At 59.8% G+C, this 20,978-nt stretch carries 19 protein-coding genes; 3 read left to right on the forward strand and 16 right to left on the reverse strand.

Annotated features, from left to right (window positions below; all coding sequences use genetic code 11):
• Nucleotides 1-22: 22 nt before the first annotated feature.
• From N2600_RS26845 to N2600_RS26890, 10 genes are all read right to left on the reverse strand, one after another.
• Nucleotides 23-508 (reverse strand): copper chaperone PCu(A)C, encoded by a 486-nt coding sequence (locus tag N2600_RS26845; RefSeq protein WP_260299443.1) that lies wholly within the window; start codon nt 506-508, stop codon nt 23-25.
• 61 nt (nt 509-569) lie between these two features.
• Nucleotides 570-935: a DJ-1/PfpI family protein gene (locus N2600_RS26850; protein ID WP_445944953.1), complete on the reverse strand. Its 366-nt coding sequence runs from the start codon at nt 933-935 to the stop codon at nt 570-572.
• 105 nt (nt 936-1,040) lie between these two features.
• On the reverse strand, nt 1,041-1,643 hold the full coding sequence (locus tag N2600_RS26855) for an SCO family protein (RefSeq protein ID WP_260299444.1): 603 nt from the start codon (nt 1,641-1,643) through the stop codon (nt 1,041-1,043).
• Entirely contained in the window at nt 1,640-2,506 is an 867-nt protein-coding gene (locus tag N2600_RS26860) for a copper uptake system-associated protein (protein WP_260299445.1), read from the reverse strand. The genes N2600_RS26855 and N2600_RS26860 overlap by 4 nt, the downstream gene beginning before the upstream one ends.
• 11 nt (nt 2,507-2,517) lie before the next feature.
• Nucleotides 2,518-3,891: a PepSY-associated TM helix domain-containing protein gene (locus N2600_RS26865; RefSeq protein ID WP_260299446.1), complete on the reverse strand. Its 1,374-nt coding sequence runs from the start codon at nt 3,889-3,891 to the stop codon at nt 2,518-2,520.
• Between the two features lie 82 nt (nt 3,892-3,973).
• A complete protein-coding gene (locus tag N2600_RS26870; RefSeq protein ID WP_445944954.1) occupies nt 3,974-4,420 on the reverse strand; it encodes a hypothetical protein in 447 nt (148 codons plus the stop codon).
• Between the two features lie 140 nt (nt 4,421-4,560).
• A complete protein-coding gene (locus tag N2600_RS26875) occupies nt 4,561-5,718 on the reverse strand; it encodes a DegT/DnrJ/EryC1/StrS family aminotransferase (protein WP_260299448.1) in 1,158 nt (385 codons plus the stop codon).
• Between the two features lie 58 nt (nt 5,719-5,776).
• A complete protein-coding gene (locus N2600_RS26880; protein WP_260299449.1) occupies nt 5,777-6,958 on the reverse strand; it encodes an aminotransferase class V-fold PLP-dependent enzyme in 1,182 nt (393 codons plus the stop codon).
• A 265-nt stretch (nt 6,959-7,223) separates the two neighbouring features.
• Complete coding sequence (locus N2600_RS26885; RefSeq protein WP_260299450.1) at nt 7,224-8,651, reverse strand: aldehyde dehydrogenase family protein; 1,428 nt, start codon at nt 8,649-8,651, stop codon at nt 7,224-7,226.
• A gap of 149 nt (nt 8,652-8,800) precedes the next feature.
• The gene (locus N2600_RS26890; RefSeq protein ID WP_260299451.1) at nt 8,801-10,126 is read right to left on the reverse strand and encodes an NAD(P)/FAD-dependent oxidoreductase; all 1,326 of its coding nucleotides are present in this window, start codon (nt 10,124-10,126) and stop codon (nt 8,801-8,803) included.
• Between the two features lie 236 nt (nt 10,127-10,362).
• Here N2600_RS26890 and N2600_RS26895 point away from each other — a divergent pair, with 236 nt between their 5' ends.
• Nucleotides 10,363-10,839, forward strand: a complete 477-nt coding sequence (locus tag N2600_RS26895) for an Lrp/AsnC family transcriptional regulator (protein ID WP_260299452.1) — start codon at nt 10,363-10,365, stop codon at nt 10,837-10,839.
• A gap of 61 nt (nt 10,840-10,900) precedes the next feature.
• On the opposite strand, the gene N2600_RS26900 is transcribed toward N2600_RS26895, so the two are convergent.
• From N2600_RS26900 to N2600_RS26925, 6 genes are all read right to left on the reverse strand, one after another.
• Nucleotides 10,901-12,556, reverse strand: coding sequence for an ABC transporter ATP-binding protein (locus tag N2600_RS26900; protein ID WP_260299453.1), 1,656 nt, complete (start codon nt 12,554-12,556; stop codon nt 10,901-10,903).
• The gene (locus N2600_RS26905; protein ID WP_260299454.1) at nt 12,553-13,425 is read right to left on the reverse strand and encodes an ABC transporter permease; all 873 of its coding nucleotides are present in this window, start codon (nt 13,423-13,425) and stop codon (nt 12,553-12,555) included. Before N2600_RS26905 ends, N2600_RS26900 begins: the two co-directional genes overlap by 4 nt.
• On the reverse strand, nt 13,422-14,372 hold the full coding sequence (locus N2600_RS26910; RefSeq protein ID WP_260299455.1) for an ABC transporter permease: 951 nt from the start codon (nt 14,370-14,372) through the stop codon (nt 13,422-13,424). The genes N2600_RS26905 and N2600_RS26910 overlap by 4 nt, the downstream gene beginning before the upstream one ends.
• Before the next feature lie 90 nt (nt 14,373-14,462).
• A complete protein-coding gene (locus tag N2600_RS26915) occupies nt 14,463-16,073 on the reverse strand; it encodes an ABC transporter substrate-binding protein (protein ID WP_260299456.1) in 1,611 nt (536 codons plus the stop codon).
• 350 nt (nt 16,074-16,423) lie between these two features.
• Nucleotides 16,424-17,800: an aspartate aminotransferase family protein gene (locus tag N2600_RS26920; RefSeq protein WP_260299457.1), complete on the reverse strand. Its 1,377-nt coding sequence runs from the start codon at nt 17,798-17,800 to the stop codon at nt 16,424-16,426.
• Nucleotides 17,801-17,813: 13 nt separating this feature from the next.
• A complete protein-coding gene (locus N2600_RS26925) occupies nt 17,814-18,653 on the reverse strand; it encodes a GNAT family N-acetyltransferase (RefSeq protein ID WP_260298905.1) in 840 nt (279 codons plus the stop codon).
• 324 nt (nt 18,654-18,977) lie between these two features.
• Between N2600_RS26925 and N2600_RS26930 the strand changes: the two genes are divergently transcribed.
• Together N2600_RS26930 and N2600_RS26935 are read left to right on the forward strand one after the other, a co-directional pair.
• Complete coding sequence (locus tag N2600_RS26930) at nt 18,978-19,646, forward strand: haloacid dehalogenase type II (protein ID WP_260298906.1); 669 nt, start codon at nt 18,978-18,980, stop codon at nt 19,644-19,646.
• 13 nt (nt 19,647-19,659) lie between these two features.
• Nucleotides 19,660-20,934: an NAD(P)/FAD-dependent oxidoreductase gene (locus tag N2600_RS26935; protein WP_260298907.1), complete on the forward strand. Its 1,275-nt coding sequence runs from the start codon at nt 19,660-19,662 to the stop codon at nt 20,932-20,934.
• Nucleotides 20,935-20,978: the final 44 nt, after the last annotated feature.

Genomic DNA, 20,978 nt, shown 5'->3' on the forward strand with positions numbered 1-20,978 from the left:
TTTGGGTCACCTGAGACGTTTCTCACTTTGCGATCTCCTGATGAGTTCCTCTGCCACCGGCGACGGGCCCGACGGGAAAATGGACGGAGACTGTGCCAGCCTTCTCGAATCTCAGCGTCGACGTGACCATCTCGCCTTGCTTGAAGGGCTCACCGACCTTCATGAACATGATGTGATAGCCGCCCGGCTTCAGTTCGACGGTCTTGCCGGCGGGAATGGCCAGGCCGTCCGCAAGCTCCCGCATCACCATCACGTCCTTGTCCATCGTCATCTCATGGATCTGCATCGTTCCTGCGCGCGGCGAACTGGCGGCGATCAGCCGGTCGTCGGTGGTGCCGGTGTTGGTGATGGTCATGTAGCCGCCACCGACCGGCGCGCCGGGAACCATTGCCCTGACATAGGGCTCGGAAATCCTGAGGGCGCCAATGTTGATGTCTTCAGCCATAGCTGAGTTGGAGAAAAAGCAAGCAAAGGTTAAGGCGGCAATCAAGGAAACGCTTTTCGACATGGTCGATGTCCTCGTGAAGGAAATTGGGAGTGACGCTGCCTGAATAAAATTCCGGCCATCGTCAGAGCCGCCTTGAAACGCGCTCGGCTGCCGCTTTGGCGGCGTCGAGCGCTCCGGCCCGCCGGGAAAGCACAGAAGAGACTAATGCTTTCCCCGCCTTATCAGGTGATCCGGCGTTGAAAGGTGGCTGTGGGTCGTATTCGATCAACAGCTGGATGAACTTCGCCGTCTCCTCGCCACGGAGCCGGGCCGCGAGCGTCAGGCCGAAGTTGATGCCGGCCGTCACGGCAGCACCGGTGATGACATTGCCGTCTTCGACGACGCGTGCTTCAACCGGCGTCGCCCCAAAGAGCGGCAGCAGGTCCCGGGTGTACCAGTGCGATGTCGCGCGCTTTCCCTGCAGCAGGCCGGCGGCACCCAGCAGCAACGATCCCGTGCAGACACTCGTGACACATTTGGCCTTGGCGCCGCTCCGGCGGCCAACGCCAGCGAGGATGCGGCAAGCAGCGTGTTGAACTCCATTCGGTTCATCTCAGGCGTCCTTTGTGTGCTTGAGAAGAAGGCTGCGGATCTTGGCAAGCGCTGCTTTTCGATCCAAACCGTACGGGATCAGGCCCTTGAGGCGGCCATCGGCGCCGATCAGCAGCAACGAGACGGTATGGCTCATGTGATAGTCGCCATTCTCGCTCGGCAGCTTGGAGGCATGGACGAGCCAGCCGTCGGCTACTTTTTTCATTTCGTCTGGATTGCCTGTAATTCCCGTAATTCGCGGGCTGAAGGCGGTGACGTAATCATGCATCACCTCCCGTGTGTCGCGCTCAGGATCGATCGAGAAGAAATAGGCCTTCAGAGCCTTTCCCTGCTCCCCAAGCGTATCCAGCCAATCCGCCACCTCATAGAGCGCCGTCGGGCAGGCCTCGGGGCAATGCGTATAGCCGAAATAGACAAGCGCCGGGTGCCCCTTGAAGATCGACTGATCGACACGGCTACCCCTATCATCCATCAGGGTGAAGGAAACGTCGAACGGGCCGGTTCGCGGTTCCTCGATGTAGATCGAGACCATGACCGCAATCAATGCGGCGACAAACAGAGCACTCGCAGAGAGTGCTGTGATAGCGAGGGTTCTCGGCTTCATTTTGAGTGACCCTCATGACCAGCGTGTGCTCCGGCACTGGCGTCGTCGGCCATCATCACTGTGCCTTCGAAACTTGCAAAGAGTGCGAGAACCTTGGGGTCGATCGTCGTTTCGGCATCCCTCAGCTTTGCGGCAAGCGCCGCCGCGTCGTCTGTGGAAAGACCGATCTTCTGGAGAGATGCGGCGTCTTTGATGCCGTCACCGCTGCACAGGTGCACACGCCAGCCATGATGCCCTTTTTTGAGAAGCGCGCGGCCGCCACGTCCATCCTGTTGCCACCCGGCGATTGCCCAATCCGCCTGGACCACCACGGGTTCGACGGTCAGCGGTTTGTCCGCCGTCTCGAACATTGTCTTCAAGGTCTTAGGAATGGTCTGCTGCGGATCATCAGGCATCGGCATGGAACTCATATCCATGCCCTTCATGTCCATCGCCCGGGACTGGTCGTCGTCGGGACCGAGCGGCCCGGCGATCTTGCCGACAGCGAAGGTGACCGGGACCTCGCTTGCCTTTTCGAAGGTCAGCGTCGCCTCGATCTTCTCGCCCTGCTTGAATGGCTTTTCGACATTCATGAACATCAGATGGTAGTTCGGCTCCAGCTTGACGGTCTGCCCAGCAGGAATGCTGAGACCGCCCTTGAGCTCACCCTGGACGAGGCCGGCGCGTTGCGAACGTGCTGCGATCAGAGTGTCGGGTTGCTCGCCATTGTTGGTGATCGTCACGAACCCGTCACCGACCTTGGCGCCGGGCACCATGGCGTGGGACGCCGGATGGCTGATGATAAGGTTGCCGACCTTGTAATCCTCGGCAAAGGCCGCAGAGGCGATGAGCAGGCTCGCGGCGAATATGGCAAATGTCTTCATGGAAATTTTCCTCAGGCAAAGGCGCGCTTGAGCGGCGGCACGAAACGGACGACCAACTGATCGAAGGAGACCATCAGGAGGATCGCCAAACCGCTCAGGGGGAAGGCGATGGCGAATGCCGCGGCAATGACCCACAGCCCGAGATAGACCGATCTCTGCGGTGGCATCGGCGGCACGCCGAGACGCCCAGCGGGACGGCGTTTCCACCACATGACCACGCCAGTGATGCAGGAGAGGATGATCATCAGGCAGGTCGCCAGCATCAGGAATTGGTTGGCCCGTCCATATTCCTGGCCCTGATGGGTGTTGATGCCCCATTCGATCGCCTTACCGAGAACCGGATACTGATCATACGAGATATCCACCAGCGGTTTGCCGGAATACTGGTCGATATGGATCATCCGCTCTTTTGCAAGGTCGTCGGGGTAGATCGCGGCGGAATAGACGCCGGTTGCATCGGATGGAATGGCGACGTCGAAGCCCGGAGCCATCCCTGCCTGCTTCGCAACTTCGACGGCCCGATCCAGTCCCACAGGTTTCCTCGACTGTGCCGCGGCGATATGGGAGAGCGGCACGGGTGCCTTTTCGACCAACCATCCAACCTTCGGCAGGATGTCGGCGGTCACCTGCTGCGATTTCGGGACATCGTCCCAGAGCTGTGTCGGGTAGCCCAAGCCATGGCTGCCGAGCCAGGATTGAACATTTGATCCCCAGTAGCCGGACCACGGCATGCCGGTTATGGCGAGAAAGAAGATCAGGATGCCCGCGAATGCGCCGGTGACGGCGTGAATGTCCCGCCAGAAGACACGACGGGATGGTGTGCCGCGAACGCTGACGACGCCTCCTGTCTGGCGGCGTGGCCACCATAGATAGATGCCGGTCACGACCAGAACCATGACGAAGCCGCCGACGATCTCGATCATCCTGTTCGGAATGTCTCCAAAGTAGACGAGGCTGTGGATGTGCTTGACGACGGTGTTGAACTCCTGGGTCTTCTCGACCGTATCGAGCACCTTTCCATCATAGGGATTGACGAAAACCAGGCTTGAGCCTGCGCCCGACGACACGGTGACGATTGCCGAGCGATCAGATCCGGCCGGGTCCTTATAGGAGCTTGCGACTGATCCCGGAACGGCAGCTTCGGCTATCCCCGCAATCTTCTGCGGAGAAAGCGGCTCACCGGCCGGCGCGACGATGTAGCGATAGGCGAAGACCGTATCGTTGATCTCGTCCTTGAACAGGTAGATCGACCCAGTTACGGCAAGATTGAGCAGGAAGGGAATGACCAGCAGGCCGGCAAAGAAGTGCCAGCGCCAGATGGCGCGATAGAGCGAGACGCCAGCGGCGGCGTTCTCTGCCGGTTCAGCGGCAGTGATAGTAGACATGGGAACAAAATCCGAATTCTCGGCCGGCGGCGACGGCACGACCATGATGCAAGATGCATCACGGCCTCAGCCGAGATGCGGTTCAGGCAAGGATCGGATCAGTTGGTGGGGCGCGTGGGCCGGTGTTCGGCGGATAAAGTTGGCGGTGAAGAATTTCGACGCGACGTGGCAACTCCGTCGCAACCCTGAAGCCAATGCGCATACCGGTTTCATCGGCAGGCTGCGGTAGCAAGACGGTGGCGCTGACGCGACACGCCTCGCAAGGGTTGAGATGCCCGATCTTGCCGTGCTCCTTGCCGTTGTCGTCGACGATGGTGACGCAGAGGGTCGGCAGTGTGCCGTCCGGCAGCACATATTGTGCCAGCGCGGCGGGGCTGAGACTGTCCTCGGCAAGGGCCGGGACTTGGTGGGCGAAACCAACGAACAGCAGCGCGAGTGCGCAAACGACGCGCACTGCCCATTGATCGATCTGGTTTGCTCGCAGCTTCAAGTTTCCCCTCCGAGAGGCACGATCTTTTGTTAGCGGCATTTGAGGGGAAGCTCAATGCGGCAATTAAGACATCCTCCATTTCAACCGACCGCGTGACGAGACGACTTCTCGCCGACCCCTGAACAGGAACGCGGCGACATATGGAAGCGAGGCCGGCACCCACATCAACAACCCGGCCGTCAATGGCTGCCGAAGAAGCTGTGCAGCGTTTGCAGCACATGCTCTAACTGCTCATCGTCAACGTGCGGACCGATCGGCAGACCGAAAAGGCGCGAGCACGACCGCTCGGTCACGGGAAAGCTGTTTTCGCCCTTATTCATGGAGCGGTAGACAGGCTGCAGGTGCATCGGTGGGCTATAGGATAGGTTGGTCTGCACGCCGTTATTGGACAGATAAAGCCTTATCCGATCTCTGTCGTCATGCTCCAAGACGTAGTTGCGCCAGGCGTGCTCGAAGCCTTCGAGGCAGTTTGGTAGATCGAGAGGCAGGTTCCTCAGCGCCTGGCTGTATCGTGCGGCCTGGTTCCTCCTCGTACCTAAGGTCTGTGCGAAATCACGTAACTTGACGCGCAAAATCGCTGCCTGCAATTCGTCGAGTTGCTCGTTCGAGCCCTCCTCCTCGATGTAGAGACCCGTATTGCCTGCGACCGTTGTGTTGCTTCGGTGCCGGTGCCGGCTCTGCCCATAGGCCGAGAGCTTTCGCATGCGCTCGGCAAACGCGCCATTCCTGGTCAGGATGGCCCCTCCGGAGCCGTACGAACCCAAATGCTTCTTGGGGGCGAAACTGAAACAGGTGGCGGTGGCGAACCCGCCTACCTTACGCCCATCGATAGTCGCTCCGAGTGCCAGGCAGGCGTCTTCGATGACGACCAGACCCTGCTGGCTGGCTATGTCCATGATCTCGGGCATGTTCGCCGGATGGCCGAATAAGTCCACTGGCAGGATGGCCTTGGTGCGGTTCGTAATAGCGCGCCTCAGCGCCTGGGTGTCCATCGTGCGGCTCAGTGGCTCTATGTCGACCCAAACTACATCCGCTCCGGTGTGGCGGATGCCGGAGGAACTGGAGATATCCGTGTTGGGAACGGTGATAACCTCGTCACCTCTTCCGACATTTGCTGCCAGCAGTGCGATCTTGATTGCAGCCGTGCCGGAATTGACCGAGACGGCATGCTCTACGCCGTTCCAACTGGCAAACTCCTCCTCGAAAGCAGCGACTTCATCACCCCAGTCGAAAACCCCCTTTTCGATGACGCGCCGAACGGCATCATCGATCTCCTGCTTCTGCAACTGGTACAGCTTGCCATGCTCGTACATTGGGACACGCGACGGCACCGTCATCTGGACTCCTGCGTTATCTGATTGGCCAACCGCTTTACCGAGAGGATCTCTCGCCGGCTCACTGCAAAGCATCGCGCAATGCGGTGACGAAACCATCGAGCTCGCTCTTGAGCATGTAAATGTGGGGTGAAACCCTCAGGCCCTCGATGTGCTCGACCCTGCGATACTTTACATGGATCTGGTATTTCTCACGAAGATCCGCTTCCAGCTTTCTTAAATCCGCGCCGTCAACCGAGAACAGGCTTATCGCGCCAAGACTGTCCGCATCAATCGGTGTGTGGAGTTTGAAACCGGGGATGTCACGGGCAAGAGCAACCCAATATCGGGTCAGTTCGCGCAGCCGCCCGTGCATTCTGTCGGCGCCGATTTCCTTGTGAAATTCAATGGCAGGCGCGATCGCAGCCTGTATCGCTGAATTGTAGGTTCCGAGGTTCCAGTGGTCGAACTTGTCTATATGCGCAGCTGGTTGGTCAAAAGGCGCGAGCAAAGGCCACGTTCCGCCGATCTGGCGTTCATTGACAATCAGCATGCCGTTGCCGACGGGTGCACCAAGCCATTTGTGAAGGCTTGTGATGAAGAAGTCGCAATCGAGCTCGCGAAAGCTGACTGGCATTTGAGCAAATGTTTGTGCGCCATCGACAATCGTTATGATTTTGCGCTCCCGCGCTATCTCGCAAAGTCGTTTGACGGGAAGGACACGCCCATTCCAATGGTACATATGGGTCAGTTGCATGACGCGGGTTTGTGGCGTGATAGCTGCGCTATAAGCTTCGACGATGTCATCGTCGCTGTCCATTAGGCCGAAGCCACAGTTTATGACCTCGATGCCCTCGCGTTGCTGCCGCTGAAACCAGCCTGCACGGGCACTGGGATAGTCCCAGGTCGAGATCAGGACCTGATCGCCTTTCGTGAGCGGTATCCCGAAAATCGCTGTCGAAAGGCCCTCGGACGAATTCCGGTTGAGCGCGATCTCTTCGGGAGCACAATCAATAATTTCCGCCAATTCACGCTTGATTTTTGGCAGGGCGGTGTCGAGCCTGCTCCACATGTTGTAGTCGGGATTGTGGCTAATGAAACGATAGGCGTCGATCATCGCCTCTTCGACAATGATCGGTGGCGGGCTGACTGCGGCATTGTTCAAGTTCAGGAACGGCTCCTGCGTTGGATATGCTGCGCGAACCCGCTGCCACTTTCCTTCGTTTTCATCGTCGGCCGCCCGATCTGCTGCAACGAAATTCATGCCGGTCATCCTTTGGTGCGAGTTCGTCTGGTGCTCGACGATAAGCTGCTCGAGCCGGCGCGATCTGCCTATGTGGCAGCGCAGGACAGAACTTAATTGCGATTATTGGCCTTTCACGGATGCTTGCAAAAGGATGATAGACGGCAATCTGCCGGGGCGCCCGGTATTGCCTGAGCGGTGGCGTGATTGGACGGCAATCCGGGTAAGGTGGGCCAACCGTCCACTTAGCCACAAAGGCTTCCACATCCACGATCGATTAAAGTCCTTAGTCGCTTGCATATCCGACGATGCCCTTGATCTCAGTGAACTCATGGAGTCCGAATTTTCCGTACTCCCGGCCGTTGCCCGACTGCTTGTAACCGCCGAAAGGAGCGCCACCGTCCCACGCAGGGCCGTTCAGGCGAACAGTGCCAGTGCGCAATCTGCGTGCGAGCGTCCGCGCTTCCGACGCCGTGCCATGGATGAAGGACGCGAGGCCATATGGCGTGTCATTAGCAATCGCCACGGCATCGTCCTCGGTTTCGTAGCCTATGATCGAAAGTACCGGACCGAAGATTTCCTCGCGTGCGATCGTCATAGAATTGGTCACCCGCGAAAACACGGTCGGACGAACATAGAAACCCGAATTGAGATGCGACGGCCGACCGGGACCGCCGGCAACGAGCTCGGCTCCTTCTGCGATACCCTTCTCGATCAGCGCCTGGATTTTTTCGAACTGGGTGGCGCTGGCGACCGGTCCGATGTCGGTACGTGGATCTGATGAAGGACCCACGACGAGCGCTGCTGCTTGTAGCGCCGCGATAGCGCTTGCTTCATCCATCCGCTCTGCAGGGACGAGCATCCGCGTCGGCGCATTGCACGACTGACCAGAATTGGCAAAACACCGGCGAACGCCAGTCCTGACCGCGGTGGTAAGATCGGCACTCCGCATTATGATATTCGGCGACTTTCCGCCGAGTTCCTGGTGCACTCGTTTAACGGTCGGCGCTGCTGCCTGCGCAACGGCAATCCCGGCCCGCGTCGACCCGGTAAACGACACCATATCCACATCTGGATGGCTGGCGAGCACCATGCCGACGGTCGGGCCATCGCCCTGAACCAGGTTAAAGACACCTTTCGGGACGCCAGCTTCATGCATAATCTCAGCCAAAATGACGGCATTGAATGGAGCGATCTCAGAAGGCTTCAGCACCATTGTACAGCCAGTGGCGAGTGCAGGCGCCACCTTGCAAGCAATCTGGTTGATCGGCCAGTTCCAGGGTGTGATCATAGCTACGACTCCAATGGGTTCGTGAAGGATTCGGGTCGAGCCCTGCATATATTCGAAGTCGAATGTTTCGAAGGCGCGGATAGTCTCCTCGAAATGGGCAGCGCCTAGGCCCGCCTGTTCTGCCCGGGCCATGGTGAGCGGCGCCCCCATCTCTCGGGAGATGATGTCGCCTATCTCATCGTTGCGCCGCTTCAGGATCGTGACAATCCGCTTCAGCAGCGCCAGCCGATCCTGCTTAGTCGTCTCAGAAAAGTGAGCAAAGGCATTGCGCGCAGCTTTGATCGCTTTTTCTGCATCCGCAGCGCTGCCGATCGCAATCGTTCCTATCGCCCGTTCGGTCGACGGATCAATGACTTCGAGTTTTCTCAATAATTCGGGCTCGATCCATTCGCCGCCGATATAGAACCTGTGAGCGTTTTTCATGGGATTCTCCGAGGATGTGTAGAAGTCGCCTTGCGACTGATGACCTCGATCAACCCCTCAGCGGGTATGATCTCGGGGAACTGAATCGACATTGAACGCGGCTGGCGAATGGTCTCGTTCTTCAACTCCGGTTCACCACCCCAATGCGTTCAGAAATCAGCCACTTTACCCCACGCAGATGTTAAGAAGCGATCTGGATGGTAAGGCCGGGGGTCAACGATTGGCTCATTGCCGGTCACCAGATCGGCAATCAGGTGACCTGCGCCGGGACCGATCCCGAAACCGTGGCCGCTGAAGCCAGCGGCTAGAATGAAGCCGGGAACCGTCGCTACTTCGCCGACCCCTGGTACGCCATCGGGGGTGCTGTCGACATAGGCTGCCCAAGCCGCAACTATGCTAGTAGCGCTTAAGGCGGGCAAAAGCTCGAGCGCACGCGAATGGATGAGGCGAATAGTGCCTTTGTCGACCGCTGGGTCAAGGATTCGCATACGTTCCATCGGGGTCACCTCATCGAGACGCCAGCGCGCCAAGCTCTCATGGCCCGAGCGAAAACCCTCAAGTCCGCCTGGGGCGAGGCTGCGCCAGCGCCGCGCGAACATCGGCAGGAACTGGGGTGCGAAGCGCAACTGCTGTGGCGTCGGGTCGAGCCGACCGCGACCGCTGATAGCAAGCGTGTGGCCACCATCGCCGCGACGCGTCACGGAGACGGCCGTTGTATGCAACGCGTCAGGAAGGCCGATGGCCCCTGGTGAGACGGACAGTATCGACGAACGGATCGAGGCCTGCGGAAAGCGGATGCCCAGTTGCCGGCAGAAGGAGGAAGCCCAGGCTCCGCCCGCAAGGATCGCCGTTTTGGTGCGGATGGTGCCACGTTCCGTGACAACGCCGGAAACGCGCCCGCCTTCAGTTTCGATCCCGCGGGCGGCGCAAAATTGATGTATCGTGCCGCCAAGCTTGAGGATCGCGCGCGCGACGGCGGGTGCCGCGTTCGCCGGGTCGGCAGTCCCGTCCGATGGCGAAAAGACGCCGCCCTTCCATCTGGTGCCGGTGGCGCGGCCGCGCTCGGTCGCCTCGGCGCTGTCGAGCATATTCGTCGCAACGCCGACCGTTCGGGCGAAATCGCGCCAGCGCGCCCAGCCGCCCAATTCCTCTTCGCTATTGCTAAGATAGAGGAGACCGCAGCGCCGGAAGCCGGTATCCTCACCGCTCTCTAGGGCGAAACTTTCCCACAGATCGAGGCTCTTCGTCGCCATCGGCAATTCGCGGGCGTCGCGGTTCTGCTGGCGGCACCAGCCCCAATTGCGGCTCGATTGTTCTGCGCCGATCCGACCTTTTTCAACAAGCGCTATCTTCAATCCGCGCCTCGCCAAATAGTAAGCTGCAAAGACGCCGACGATACCACCGCCAATGATCACTGCGTCCGCAGCAGCGGTCAGCTCTGGGGTTGTGGCAACAACTTTCAGCGGTGCGGGCATGCTATCGTCTCCGTTTCGGACGCAGTCTAGCGGTTTCTCAATTGCTTCGCTGCCGGACACTTGCGGATCACAGCAGAAAATTCTGTCTTGCCTGATGTGCTCAGGTCTTTGTACTCGGGCAGATGAGCTAAAATGGAGCCGACACGACCGCGCTTTGTGCTAGCGTCGATGCAAAGTGCTTTGCAGCATAATATGCTGTGCGATTGGGTAAGACAGAGAATCGGAAGAGGTGCCGCATGAAGCTCGATAGGATCGACATCAAGATTCTCTCCGAACTGCAAAAGAACGGACGCATCACCAACGTGGAGCTTGCCGAGCTTATCGCTTTGTCGCCGAGCCCCTGCCTGATGCGGGTGAAGAAGCTGCAATCGGAGGGGTATATTGTCGGCTACTCTGCGCAGATCAATGTCGGCAAGCTCGGTCAGACGCTGACAGTATTCACGGAGATCACCCTGAAAAATCATCGGCAGGTAGACTTTTCCCGGTTTCTCGCCGCGATCGAGAAGATTGACAACGTGATCGAGTGCCATCTCGTATCAGGCGGATACGACTATCTGCTGAAATTCGTGACCGCCGGTATCGGCGAATACCAGACGATCATGGAACGCCTCACCGACATGGATGTCGGGATCGATAAATATTTCAGCTTCGTCGTGCTGAAGTCGCCGATCGTCAAGGTGCACCTGCCGCTGACCAGCCTGTTCCCTATATAAAGATAAGCCTGCGCCCTGGCGCGCCTTTGATTATTTCTTGTGAACGTCGACCGCGGGGGTATCAGTGCCGGCAATAGGCCCGAACCAGCTCCGCGTCTTGTTGGAGGTCGTCGAGCCAGGCAGGATCAAGCTTCGGTACCGAGGAAAAGAGCAATTGCGAATAGGGATGCTGTGGCGCCTTGAGGTTGGAAGGCGTGATTTCCTCAACTTTTTTGCCGCCATACATCACGACTATCTCGTCACAGATCGCCTCGACGACCGACAGGTCGTGGCTGATAAAGATATAGGACAGTCCAAGCTCGCGCTGCAATTCCTTGAGCAGGTCGATGACGGCAGCGGCAACCACCGTGTCGAGTGCCGAGGTGATCTCATCACACAGGATGAGCTTGGGATCAGCAGCAAGCGCCCGGGCGAAGTTCACGCGCTGTTTCTGCCCGCCGGAAAGTTCACCCGGCCGGCGATGGCGAAGATTGCGCGGCAGGCGCACCATATCAAGCAAGTCGTCGATACGTGCGCTTCGCGCTTTTCTATCCATCCCATGGTAAAAGACTAGGGGCCGATCCAAAATGTCTTCGACGGACTTTGCTGGGTTAAGGGCCGTATCGGCATATTGGAAAACGATTTGCATCTCGCGCAATTGCTCGCGCGACCGCGTGCGAGCGCTGCGACGCAGCTCCGTGCCGTCGAAGACGATACTGCCGACCGAGGCCGGCAGGATGCCGGCGATAGCCCGGGCGAGCGTCGACTTGCCGCAACCGGATTCGCCGATGATGCCGAGATTGCGGCCTTTTTCCACCTTCAGGCTCACGTGCTCGACCGCGCGAACGAGCGGCAGTCCGTCAGCCTGGCGCTGTCCATAACCCGCGACGAGATCTTCGATCCTCAGCAGTGGAGCGGTCGCGGGTTCGGCGGGGCCCACTGCGCCGCGCGGCTTTGGCTCAAAGGCAGCGAGCAGCTCCCTGGTATAGGGATGCTTGGCATGTTGGAGAATTCCTTGGGTCGTACCAACCTCCTGCGTCTCACCGCCTTTCAAGACCACGATGCGGTCGGCGATCTGGGCAACGACGGCGAGGTCGTGCGAGACATAGACGCCTGCTATGCCGCCCTTTTTCATCACCGACTTAAAAGCGCGCAGCACTTCGATCTGGGTCGTCACGTCGAGCGCTGTCGTCGGCTCGTCGAAGATGACGAGGGTCGGATCGCCGATCAGCGCCATGGCGGCGGCCAGACGCTGCAGCTGGCCACCGGAAACCTGATGCGGATAACGGCTGCCGATCGTATCCGGCTCAGGTAAGGAAAGTGCGCGGAAAAGCTCGACTGCGCGGATCCGCGCTTCGTCGGGAGACATCAGGTCATGGATGCGGGTAATTTCGATCACCTGGTCCATTATCGTGGCGGAGGGATTGAACGCAGCGGCCGCCGATTGCGGGACATAGGCGACTTCGGTGCCGCGCACCTTGGCGCGCTGCTTCTCGCTGAGCCTGACCATGTCCTTGCCGCCGACCGAAACGCTGCCGCCGGAGATGCGACAGCCCGTACGGGTATGGCCCATGAGGGTCAGGGCGATGGTGGTCTTGCCCGAGCCGCTTTCGCCGATCAGCGCGACGATCTCGCCTTCGGCAACGTCAAAACTGACGCCCTTGATGATTTCGACGCGTCGGCCGGAATCGGTGGTGGCTTCGACCGTCAGGTCACGGATTTCGACGAGGTTGGTCATCCTTCACTCCGATCGCGGATTTTCTGCGGCAGGTTGTCGATCAGGAGGTTGACGCTGATCGTCAGGCTGGCGATGGCAAGCGAGGGAAACATCACTGCCGGCGCACCGAATGGCAGGCCGCCGATGTTCTCGCGCACCAGCGCACCCCAATCGGCATAGGGCGGCTGGACGCCGAGACCGAGGAAGGAAAGCCCGGAGAGCAGCAGAACGATGAAGACGAAGCGGATGCCGAGATCGGCAAGCACCGGTCCGACGATGTTGGGCAGGATTTCCGAGCGAATGAGATAGAGGGTGCTTTCGCCGCGGATGCGCGCGACCGTGATGAAGTCCATCGCATTGATGTTGACGGCAAGTGCGCGTGCAAAGCGGTAGGAACCGGGGATGTAGACCACTGAGAGCGTCAAAATCAGCACCGGAATCGAGGAGCCGACGGCTGCGACAACCACAAGGCCGAAGAGCTTGCTCGGGATGGAATTTAGCGCGTCGAGGAAGCGGCTTAAAAACGTATCAAGCCAGCCGCCGGTGACGGCCGCGATCATGCCAAGGACCACGCCGCTGAAGCAGGCGATCGTCACCGCTGCGAGCGAAATGCCGACCGTATAGCGCGCACCCATCAGAATTCGCGAGAGCATGTCGCGGCCGAGATAGTCGGAGCCGAACCAGAGTTCCCGGCTCATCGGGCCGAAATAGTCGAGATCGACGATCTCGCCGACGGGGTAGGGGATGACCCATGGCGCGAAGATCGCGACGAGCGCCCATAAGAAGATGACGGTGAAGCCGATCGCGCCGACGATGTTGAAGCGATAGCCAAACCGGATTCCGGCTTTCCGAGAAAGAGCGGTCGAAGTGCCTGGGGTCGTTGTTGTCATCGGAGCCTCGGATTGGAAAGGATTGCGATAATGTCGGCGGCGGTGATCAAAAGAAGATAGCCGAGGCAGAAGATCATCGCGCAGCTTTGGATCAGCGGCAGGTCGCGGGTGGCGACGGCATCAACCATCAGCTTGGCGATACCAGGATAGTTGAAAATGGTCTCGACGATGATGACGCCTCCGAGCAGATAGGACAGCGAAAGCGCAACGGCATTGACGATCGGGCCGAGCGCATTCGGCAGCGCATGGCGAAAGACGATGCGCGGCCGGGAGGCGCCCTTGAGCAGCGCCATCTCGACATAGGGCGTATTGAGCGTGTCAATGACAGCCGCGCGCGTCATGCGGATCATCTGGGCCGCGACGACGAAAGTGAGCGTGATCACCGGCATCGCATAGACCCTTAGTAAATCGTGCAAGCTGTGGATCTCATTGGCGAGCGAAAGCGCCGGTAACCACTTGAGATAGACGGCGAAGACGAGCACGGCAGAGGTCGCGACCATGAACTCCGGCACCGAGATGACGCCGATGGTGATCACCGTGACGATCCGGTCGTAAAGCGAGCCGCGCAGCATCGCCGCGGTGATCCCGAGCGTCAGGGCGATAGGAACCGCGAACAAGGCGGTTACGCCGGCAAGCTTCATCGTATTGATGAAGCGACCGCCGATCAACTGACCGATCGGCATATCGTTGGCGTAGGAGATACCAAGATCGCCATGCAATAGGCCAACTAACCAGCGCAAGAAACGCAAGAGCGCCGGTTCGTCGAGATGCATGGCGGTGCGCAGGCCTGCGACGGCCTCGGGTGTGGCGGCTTGGCCGAGCAGGATCGTCGCCGTATCTCCCGGCAGCATTGTCGTCGCAAAAAAGACGGCGAAGGAGACGATCACCAGAGTGACCACGGCGACGAACAATCTGCTCAGGACAAGGGATAAGACCTGGCGGTTCATGGGCGTCTTCCCTTTGCGTTCGAGTTGAGTTCCATCAATGCAGATAGGAGGAACTGGGGCGCGGCTGCAGCCCCAGTCTGCTTTGCTGTATCAGGCTTCAAGCCAGACATATTCCGCGAAAGCGTATCCCATCTGGCCGCCGAGCGGGTTGGCTTCCAGGCCCTTGAGCTTGGCGGTCGTGGCATCGACGTTCGAGATATAGGCCGGAATGATTGTACCAGCTTCCTGGGCGACCATGCCCTGCATCTCGTTATAGATCGTCTTGCGCTTGTCTTGATCAAGAGAGCCGCGCGCCTCGATCAGCATCTTGTCGAACTTCTCCGACTTGTAATGGCTTTCGTTCCACGGAGCGTCCGAGGTGTAGAGCAGGGAGAAGAGGATATCAGGGGTCGGACGCGGGTTGATATTGCCGAAGTGGATCGGTGCCTTGAGCCAGTAATTGTCCCAGTAGCCGTCAGACGGTACCCGCTGGACGTCGAGCTTCATACCGATCTCGGCGCCGGAGGCCTGGATGATCATGGCCATGTCGATTGACGACGTCGCCGCATCGGAGGCGATGATCGGGATGGATTGGCCCAGAACGCCGGCCTTATCGAAGTGGAACTTGGCCTTTTCCGGATCGAACGCCCGCGCCTTCAGGTCGGCATTATGATAGAAGTTCGCCGGCGAAACGGGTTGATCGTTGCCGACTTCACCGAGACCGCGCAGCGCCGCTTTGACGATCTGTTCGCGGTTGACGAGATACTTCATGCCCTCGACGAAATCCCGCTTGTTGCCGGGCTCCATATCCAGCCGCATGTTGAGATTGGTATAATTGCCGGACGTCGTCTTCGACAGTATGAAACCGTCGCCCTGCGTCTCGACCAGGCGCATCGAGCGCGGATTGATCGAGGCTGCGAGGTGGATATCGCCCGAAAGCAGCGCATTGACGCGGGCATTGTCGTCGCTGATCGCGAAATATTCGAAGGAATCGACGTTCGGGCCGGATTTCCAGTAGTTCTTGTTCTTGATCCCGACCGAGCGAACGCCCGGCTCGAAGACTTCCTTGACGAACGCGCCGGTGCCGTTGGCCTTGGTGAAATCGGTCGTGCCGTCGGAAACGATCATGAAGTGATGCATCGACAGGATGGTCGGCAGGTCGGCATTCGGGCTGGCCAGCGTGATCTCGACGGTTTGTTTGTCGACCGCCTTGAACCCGGTCATCTGGGCGGCGATCTTGGCGACCTTCGAGCCGACGGACGGATCGAGATGGCGCTTCAGCGAGAAAACTACGTCATCGGCGGTCAGCGGCTTGCCGTCATGGAAAGTAACGCCGTTCTTCAGCTTGACCGTCCAGGTTTTTGCATCTTTGGACTCGATCGCATCGGCAAGCTCCATCTGTGGGGTGCCGCCTTGGTCGAGAAATGTCAGCCGATTGTAAAACGAGCAGCAGCGAACATAGTCCGTCGAGAGCGACGCTTTTGCGGGGTCCAGCGTATCGGCTGTGGAAGATGACCAGCCGGCCGCCTTGAGCGTGCCGCCGGAAACGGGCGTGGCGGCGAGCGCCTTGCCGGCGCGGCCAAGCACGAGCCCGCCGGATGATATGGCCACGCCGCCTGCAAGCATCATATGCAGCAACTCGCGACGAGTGGCGCCACGACGGATGGCGCTTTCGATCCTGGCGTCGTCGGATCTGGTCCAATTGGTGATCTTGTCGTTCATCTCATTCCCCTTTTCTTGTGTGGCGGGCTGCTCGTTGCGGGCAGGCCCGATCTGCTTTCAAAGTCAGGCGCGGGCGCGGCATCGGCGTGCCAAATTCCGAAAGGCTCTTGCTCACGTGAATTCCCCAGTGTTCTGCGCCCGTGGGAGCGCGGCTTCTCGAAGAAGAAAAATCTGTTCCGCTGGCGGGGTCATTGTCCCGCTCTTGTATGGAAGGCCCGCATCGCCGGGATCCAGGCCTTTTCTTGGTTTCAGTTTGTCACCTGCACCGCGCCGAAGTCTCTGAAAAGAGGTCGTGGGGCGGCATAAAATACTGAATATGACGGTTCCGCGATATATCGCAGCTCACGTCATCAGGACTTTAATGCCTGGCGGACATCGGGGTCCGCGAGTGTCTCGTCCAGCGTCTTGCGGGTGCGCTCGACGATCGCGTCGATCTCCGCGTCGGTGCAGCAGAGCGGCGGAGCATATCCTAGCACGCCGTTGGCGAAGGCGCGAATGACAAGACCGTTTTCCCAGGCGCGATCAAAGATGCGGCGGGCGGGTTCGGCAGATGCCGGCAACGGCGTTTTGTTCACCTTGTCGACCACGAGTTCGACGGCGGCCAGCATGCCGCGACCGCGGACGTCGCCCACCAGCGGATGATCCCTCAGCGATTCCAGGCCCTGCATCAGCCGTGCGCCGGCCCTGACGCCGTTTTCGAGAAGGCCGTTTTCATAGAGCTTCAGGACTTCGAGGCCGACCGCTGCGCTGACCGGATGGGCCGAATAGGTATAGCCATGGCCGACGGCGGCAGCACCGGCGCCCTCGGCAATCGTTTGATAGACGTGATCGGCCATCAAGACAGCGCCCATGGGGACGTAACCCGAGGTGAGGCCCTTGGCGGTCGTCATGAAGTCGGGCACGATCTCATCCTCGGTGCAGGCAAAAAGCGGGCCGGTGCGGCCAAAGCCGGTGATCACTTCGTCCGCCACGAAGAGGATGTCGCGCGCGCGACAGAATTCGCGTATGGCTTTCATCCAGCCTTTCGGCGGCACCAGAACGCCGCCCGAGCCCTGGATCGGCTCGACATAGAAAGCGGCAACACGTTCCGGCCCGATCGCCTCGACCTTGCTTTTCAGCGCCGCAAGCGAGGCGTCGATGATCGCCTGCGGATTGTCGCCCACCGGGTTGCGATAGGCGTAGTGAGACGGAATCTTATGCTGCCAATCGAATGGAACGCCGAAGCCGGCATGGAAGGCAGGCAGCGCGGTCAGGCCCGCGCCGACCGTCGATGAGCCATGATAGCCCTGTTCGACCGAGATGAACTGATCGCGCTCAGGCTGTCCTCGGGCATGCCAGTAGTAGCGGATGAAGCGGATCGTGCTGTCCACCGCATCGGAGCCGCCGAGTGTGAAATAGACATGGTTGAGATCGCCCGGTGCGCGGTCGGCGAGTTCGCTGGCAAGCCGGATCGCGGGCTCGGAGCCGAGGCCGAAATATGCCGTCGCATAGGGAAGCTCGCGCATCTGCCGGGCCGCCGCCTCGACGATGCTTTCGTGGCCGTAACCGGCATTGACGCACCAGAGGCCGGCGAAGCCGTCGATCAGTTGCTTGCCCGATGCGTCGGTGACGGTCGCGCCCTTGGCAGAGGCCAGCACGCGCACGCCGAGCTTTTCATGGCCGCGGTAGGAGGCGACCGGATGGATGAGGTGGGCGCGATCGAGTTCGATGAGGGAATTGCTGTACATGGAGATCTCCGGATCAGCCGAGTGCCTGGCTGGCGAGGGCAAAGGTTTTCGGCGCACTGCGGGTTGCGGCTTCAACGCTTGCCGTACGCATGGCGACACCGCCACCGACGTGGGCGAGGCCATGTGTGGCAAGCCAGGGCGAAATTCCGGTGTCGGCCGTCGTGTCGACACGCAGAAAGGCGCCGGGTCGGCTGGCCATAAAAAAGGAGATCAGCGCGCGGGCATCATCCGAGTTGGCGGCAATGACGGGACCGATCACCTCGCCACGCCCGAAAGCGCGAAGCGCTGCAAACCCATGAACCTGACCTGCTCGTCGAATCACCGCGAACCGGCCGACCGTTGCGATATAGTCGAGAAGGTTCTGCCGGTCGGCGCCGAAAGCCGCCCGGTCAAGCGCCGCGATCGTCTCGAGATCAGTTTCCTGTGCCGGTTCGACATTATCGGGCGTGGCGACCGTCGGCACATGTCCCTGATGCTGAAGCACGGAGCCGATCTCGCGGAAGCCAAGCTTCTGGTAGAGCGGCAAGCCGTCGCTGGTTGCAATCAGACGAAGCTGCCGGTTGCCCGCGACTACCAGGGCGGCATCCATCAGCTTGCGACCAAGCCCGCGGCCGCGAATCGCTTCGTCGACGATGACCATATTTATGGTTGCGCAATCTTTGCCATAGGATGTGACAAGCACTGTACCGACAACGCGACGTTCATCCTCGACAGCCACGACGCCGCTGCTCACCGCCAGCGCCATCTGCCAGTCTTCCGGTCGATGGGGCCAGCCCGCCTGCCGCGAGAGGTTGACGGCAGCATCGAGGTGTTCGGGGCGGAAATCCACAAGATCGATCTGACTTGCTTGCATTGGAAGTGTCCTTGGAAATGTCCTTCGTTTTCTGTCGACAAGTGTGGGGCAATATCGGCCGGAAGATCGCCTGAAGACGGCGGCCCGGACGGTATCTTATGGCTTTGCAGCCGCATACCGCCGCATCTTATGCTGGGAGCGATCCGCAAGAGCGAAAAACTATTCTCGAAAAACCGCAAACATTCCCGCGACGCACAACCTTCTGCCAAAGCCAGCTTTTGATACGAAAGAATCTGCTTTGATAGGTCGGATTTCAGTCGAGCGAGTGGATGAACCTCGGCCTATGATAGCCTCAGATGAAACCGCTACAGTTTAGGATTGGTCATGACCCACTTCCGCCCGAAATACATCACCTTCGACTGCTACGGCACGCTGACCAACTTTCAGATGGCGGAAGCGGCGCGCGATCTCTATGGCGAAGAGCTCGACGAGCCACGCATGGCGGAGTTCATCAAGAATTTCGCCGCCTATCGGCTCGACGAGATTATGGGTGACTGGAAACCCTATGCCGAGGTGGTGCACAATTCACTCGAGCGGACATGCAAGCGCAACGGCGTGACATTTCGCGACGAAGCCGCCCGGATAATCTATGAGCGGGTTCCGACCTGGGGGCCACATTCAGATGTCCCGGCCGGTCTCGCCAAGGTCGCCAAGGAAATCCCTTTGGTCATCCTCTCCAACGCCATGAATTCGCAGATCATGTCGAACGTCGAAAAACTGGGCGCGCCCTTCCACGCGGTCTATACCGCCGAGCAGGCGCAGTCCTACAAGCCACGCTTCAAGGGCTTTGAATATATGCTCGATATGCTGGGCTGCGGGCCGGAGGAGGTGCTGCATTGCTCGTCCTCCTTCCGCTATGACCTGATGTCGGCCCACGATCTCGGCATCAAGAACAAGGTTTGGGTCAATCGCGGCCATGAGCCTGCCAACCCCTATTACGGCTATGTCGAAATTCCTGACATCTCGGGCCTGCCTGGCGTCGTCGGGCTCTGACGGAGACGCGCAGATGCAATTCGAATCCTACTGGCACGACACGGCACCAGTCTTTGCCGGCGGCGCAGAAGGCCCTGTCGAAGGACATTATGACGTCGCCGTCATCGGCGCCGGCTTCACCGGGCTTGCCGCGGCGCGCCAGCTTGCGAAAGTCGGCGTCAAGGTCGTCGTGTTGGAGGCCGAACGGGTCGGCTGGGGAGCATCGGGACGCAATGGCGGCCACCTCAACAACGGCCTCGCCCATAGCTTCCTGTCCGCCAAATCAGCACTCGGCGTGGAGCGAGCCGTCGCCCTCTACAAAGCGTTCGACGATTCCATCGATACGATCGAGGCGATCATTGCCGAAGAGGGGATCGACTGCAATTTCCGCCGCGCCGGCAAGCTGAAGCTCGCCTCCAAGCCGCAGCATTTCGATGCCATTGCGCGCAATTTCGAGGCCGTTCATAGAGAGGTCGATCCGGACACCGCACTTCTGACGGCGAGTGACCTGAAAAGCGAGGTCGGTTCGCCCTTCCATGGCGCAATGCTCTCGAAGAAGAGTGCAATGATGCATATGGGCCGTTATGTCGCCGGGCTCGCCACGGCGGCCGCCCGCCATGGCGCCTTCATCTTTGAAAGCGCGGCTGTGACCACACACCGGCAGGGCAATGGTCGCCACAGCCTTACGACCGCACGGGGCACCGTCACCGCAGACCACGTCCTAGTCGCGACCGGCGCCTATACGCCGTCGCTCTTCAGCTATTTTCGCCGCCGGATCGTTTCCGTCGGCAGCTTCCTGATCGCCACCCGTCCGCTGACCGACGCCGAAATCGCGGCTACGATGCCGGGCAACCGGACCTGCGTGACGTCGATGAACATCGGTAATTATTTCCGGCTGTCGCCGGACAAGCGGCTGATCTTCGGCGGCCGCGCCCGCTTTTCCGCCACATCGGATCAGCGCTCGGACGCAAGGAGCGGCGACATTCTCCGCGCCAGCCTGGCTGAAATCTTCCCGCAGCTTGCCGGCGTCGAAATCGACTATTGCTGGGGCGGGCTCGTCGATATGACCAAGGACCGCTATCCGCGCGCCGGCTATGTCGATGGTGTCTGGTATGCCATGGGCTATTCCGGCCACGGCGCCCAGCTCTCCACCCATCTCGGCATGATCATGGCCGACGCCATCCTCGGCAAGGCCGATCGTAACCCGATCAAGGGGCTCGACTGGCCGGCCGTCCCGGGCCATTTCGGAAAACCGTGGTTCCTGCCGCTCGTCGGGCTTTATTACAAGACGCTCGACCGCTTCCAGTAAGGCAGACATGGATCAGCAAAAGGGCGCCGGGATGATTTCCCGGC

Source organism: Rhizobium sp. WSM1274, from assembly GCF_025200775.1.
Lineage (GTDB): Bacteria > Pseudomonadota > Alphaproteobacteria > Rhizobiales > Rhizobiaceae > Rhizobium > Rhizobium leguminosarum_I.

Excerpts from the sequence above, each read along its gene's own strand:
- N2600_RS26845 (WP_260299443.1), bottom strand. The coding sequence starts at position 508 with ATGTCGAAAAGCGTTTCCTTGATTGCCGCCTTAACCTTTGCTTGCTTT.
- N2600_RS26855 (WP_260299444.1), bottom strand. The coding sequence starts at position 1,643 with ATGAAGCCGAGAACCCTCGCTATCACAGCACTCTCTGCGAGTGCTCTG.
- N2600_RS26860 (WP_260299445.1), bottom strand. The coding sequence starts at position 2,506 with ATGAAGACATTTGCCATATTCGCCGCGAGCCTGCTCATCGCCTCTGCG.
- N2600_RS26865 (WP_260299446.1), bottom strand. The coding sequence starts at position 3,891 with ATGTCTACTATCACTGCCGCTGAACCGGCAGAGAACGCCGCCGCTGGC.
- N2600_RS26870 (WP_445944954.1), bottom strand. The coding sequence starts at position 4,420 with ATGCCGCTAACAAAAGATCGTGCCTCTCGGAGGGGAAACTTGAAGCTG.
- N2600_RS26875 (WP_260299448.1), bottom strand. The coding sequence starts at position 5,718 with ATGACGGTGCCGTCGCGTGTCCCAATGTACGAGCATGGCAAGCTGTAC.
- N2600_RS26880 (WP_260299449.1), bottom strand. The coding sequence starts at position 6,958 with ATGAATTTCGTTGCAGCAGATCGGGCGGCCGACGATGAAAACGAAGGA.
- N2600_RS26885 (WP_260299450.1), bottom strand. The coding sequence starts at position 8,651 with ATGAAAAACGCTCACAGGTTCTATATCGGCGGCGAATGGATCGAGCCC.
- N2600_RS26890 (WP_260299451.1), bottom strand. The coding sequence starts at position 10,126 with ATGCCCGCACCGCTGAAAGTTGTTGCCACAACCCCAGAGCTGACCGCT.
- N2600_RS26895 (WP_260299452.1), top strand. The coding sequence starts at position 10,363 with ATGAAGCTCGATAGGATCGACATCAAGATTCTCTCCGAACTGCAAAAG.
- N2600_RS26900 (WP_260299453.1), bottom strand. The coding sequence starts at position 12,556 with ATGACCAACCTCGTCGAAATCCGTGACCTGACGGTCGAAGCCACCACC.
- N2600_RS26905 (WP_260299454.1), bottom strand. The coding sequence starts at position 13,425 with ATGACAACAACGACCCCAGGCACTTCGACCGCTCTTTCTCGGAAAGCC.
- N2600_RS26910 (WP_260299455.1), bottom strand. The coding sequence starts at position 14,372 with ATGAACCGCCAGGTCTTATCCCTTGTCCTGAGCAGATTGTTCGTCGCC.
- N2600_RS26915 (WP_260299456.1), bottom strand. The coding sequence starts at position 16,073 with ATGAACGACAAGATCACCAATTGGACCAGATCCGACGACGCCAGGATC.
- N2600_RS26920 (WP_260299457.1), bottom strand. The coding sequence starts at position 17,800 with ATGTACAGCAATTCCCTCATCGAACTCGATCGCGCCCACCTCATCCAT.
- N2600_RS26925 (WP_260298905.1), bottom strand. The coding sequence starts at position 18,653 with ATGCAAGCAAGTCAGATCGATCTTGTGGATTTCCGCCCCGAACACCTC.
- N2600_RS26930 (WP_260298906.1), top strand. The coding sequence starts at position 18,978 with ATGACCCACTTCCGCCCGAAATACATCACCTTCGACTGCTACGGCACG.
- N2600_RS26935 (WP_260298907.1), top strand. The coding sequence starts at position 19,660 with ATGCAATTCGAATCCTACTGGCACGACACGGCACCAGTCTTTGCCGGC.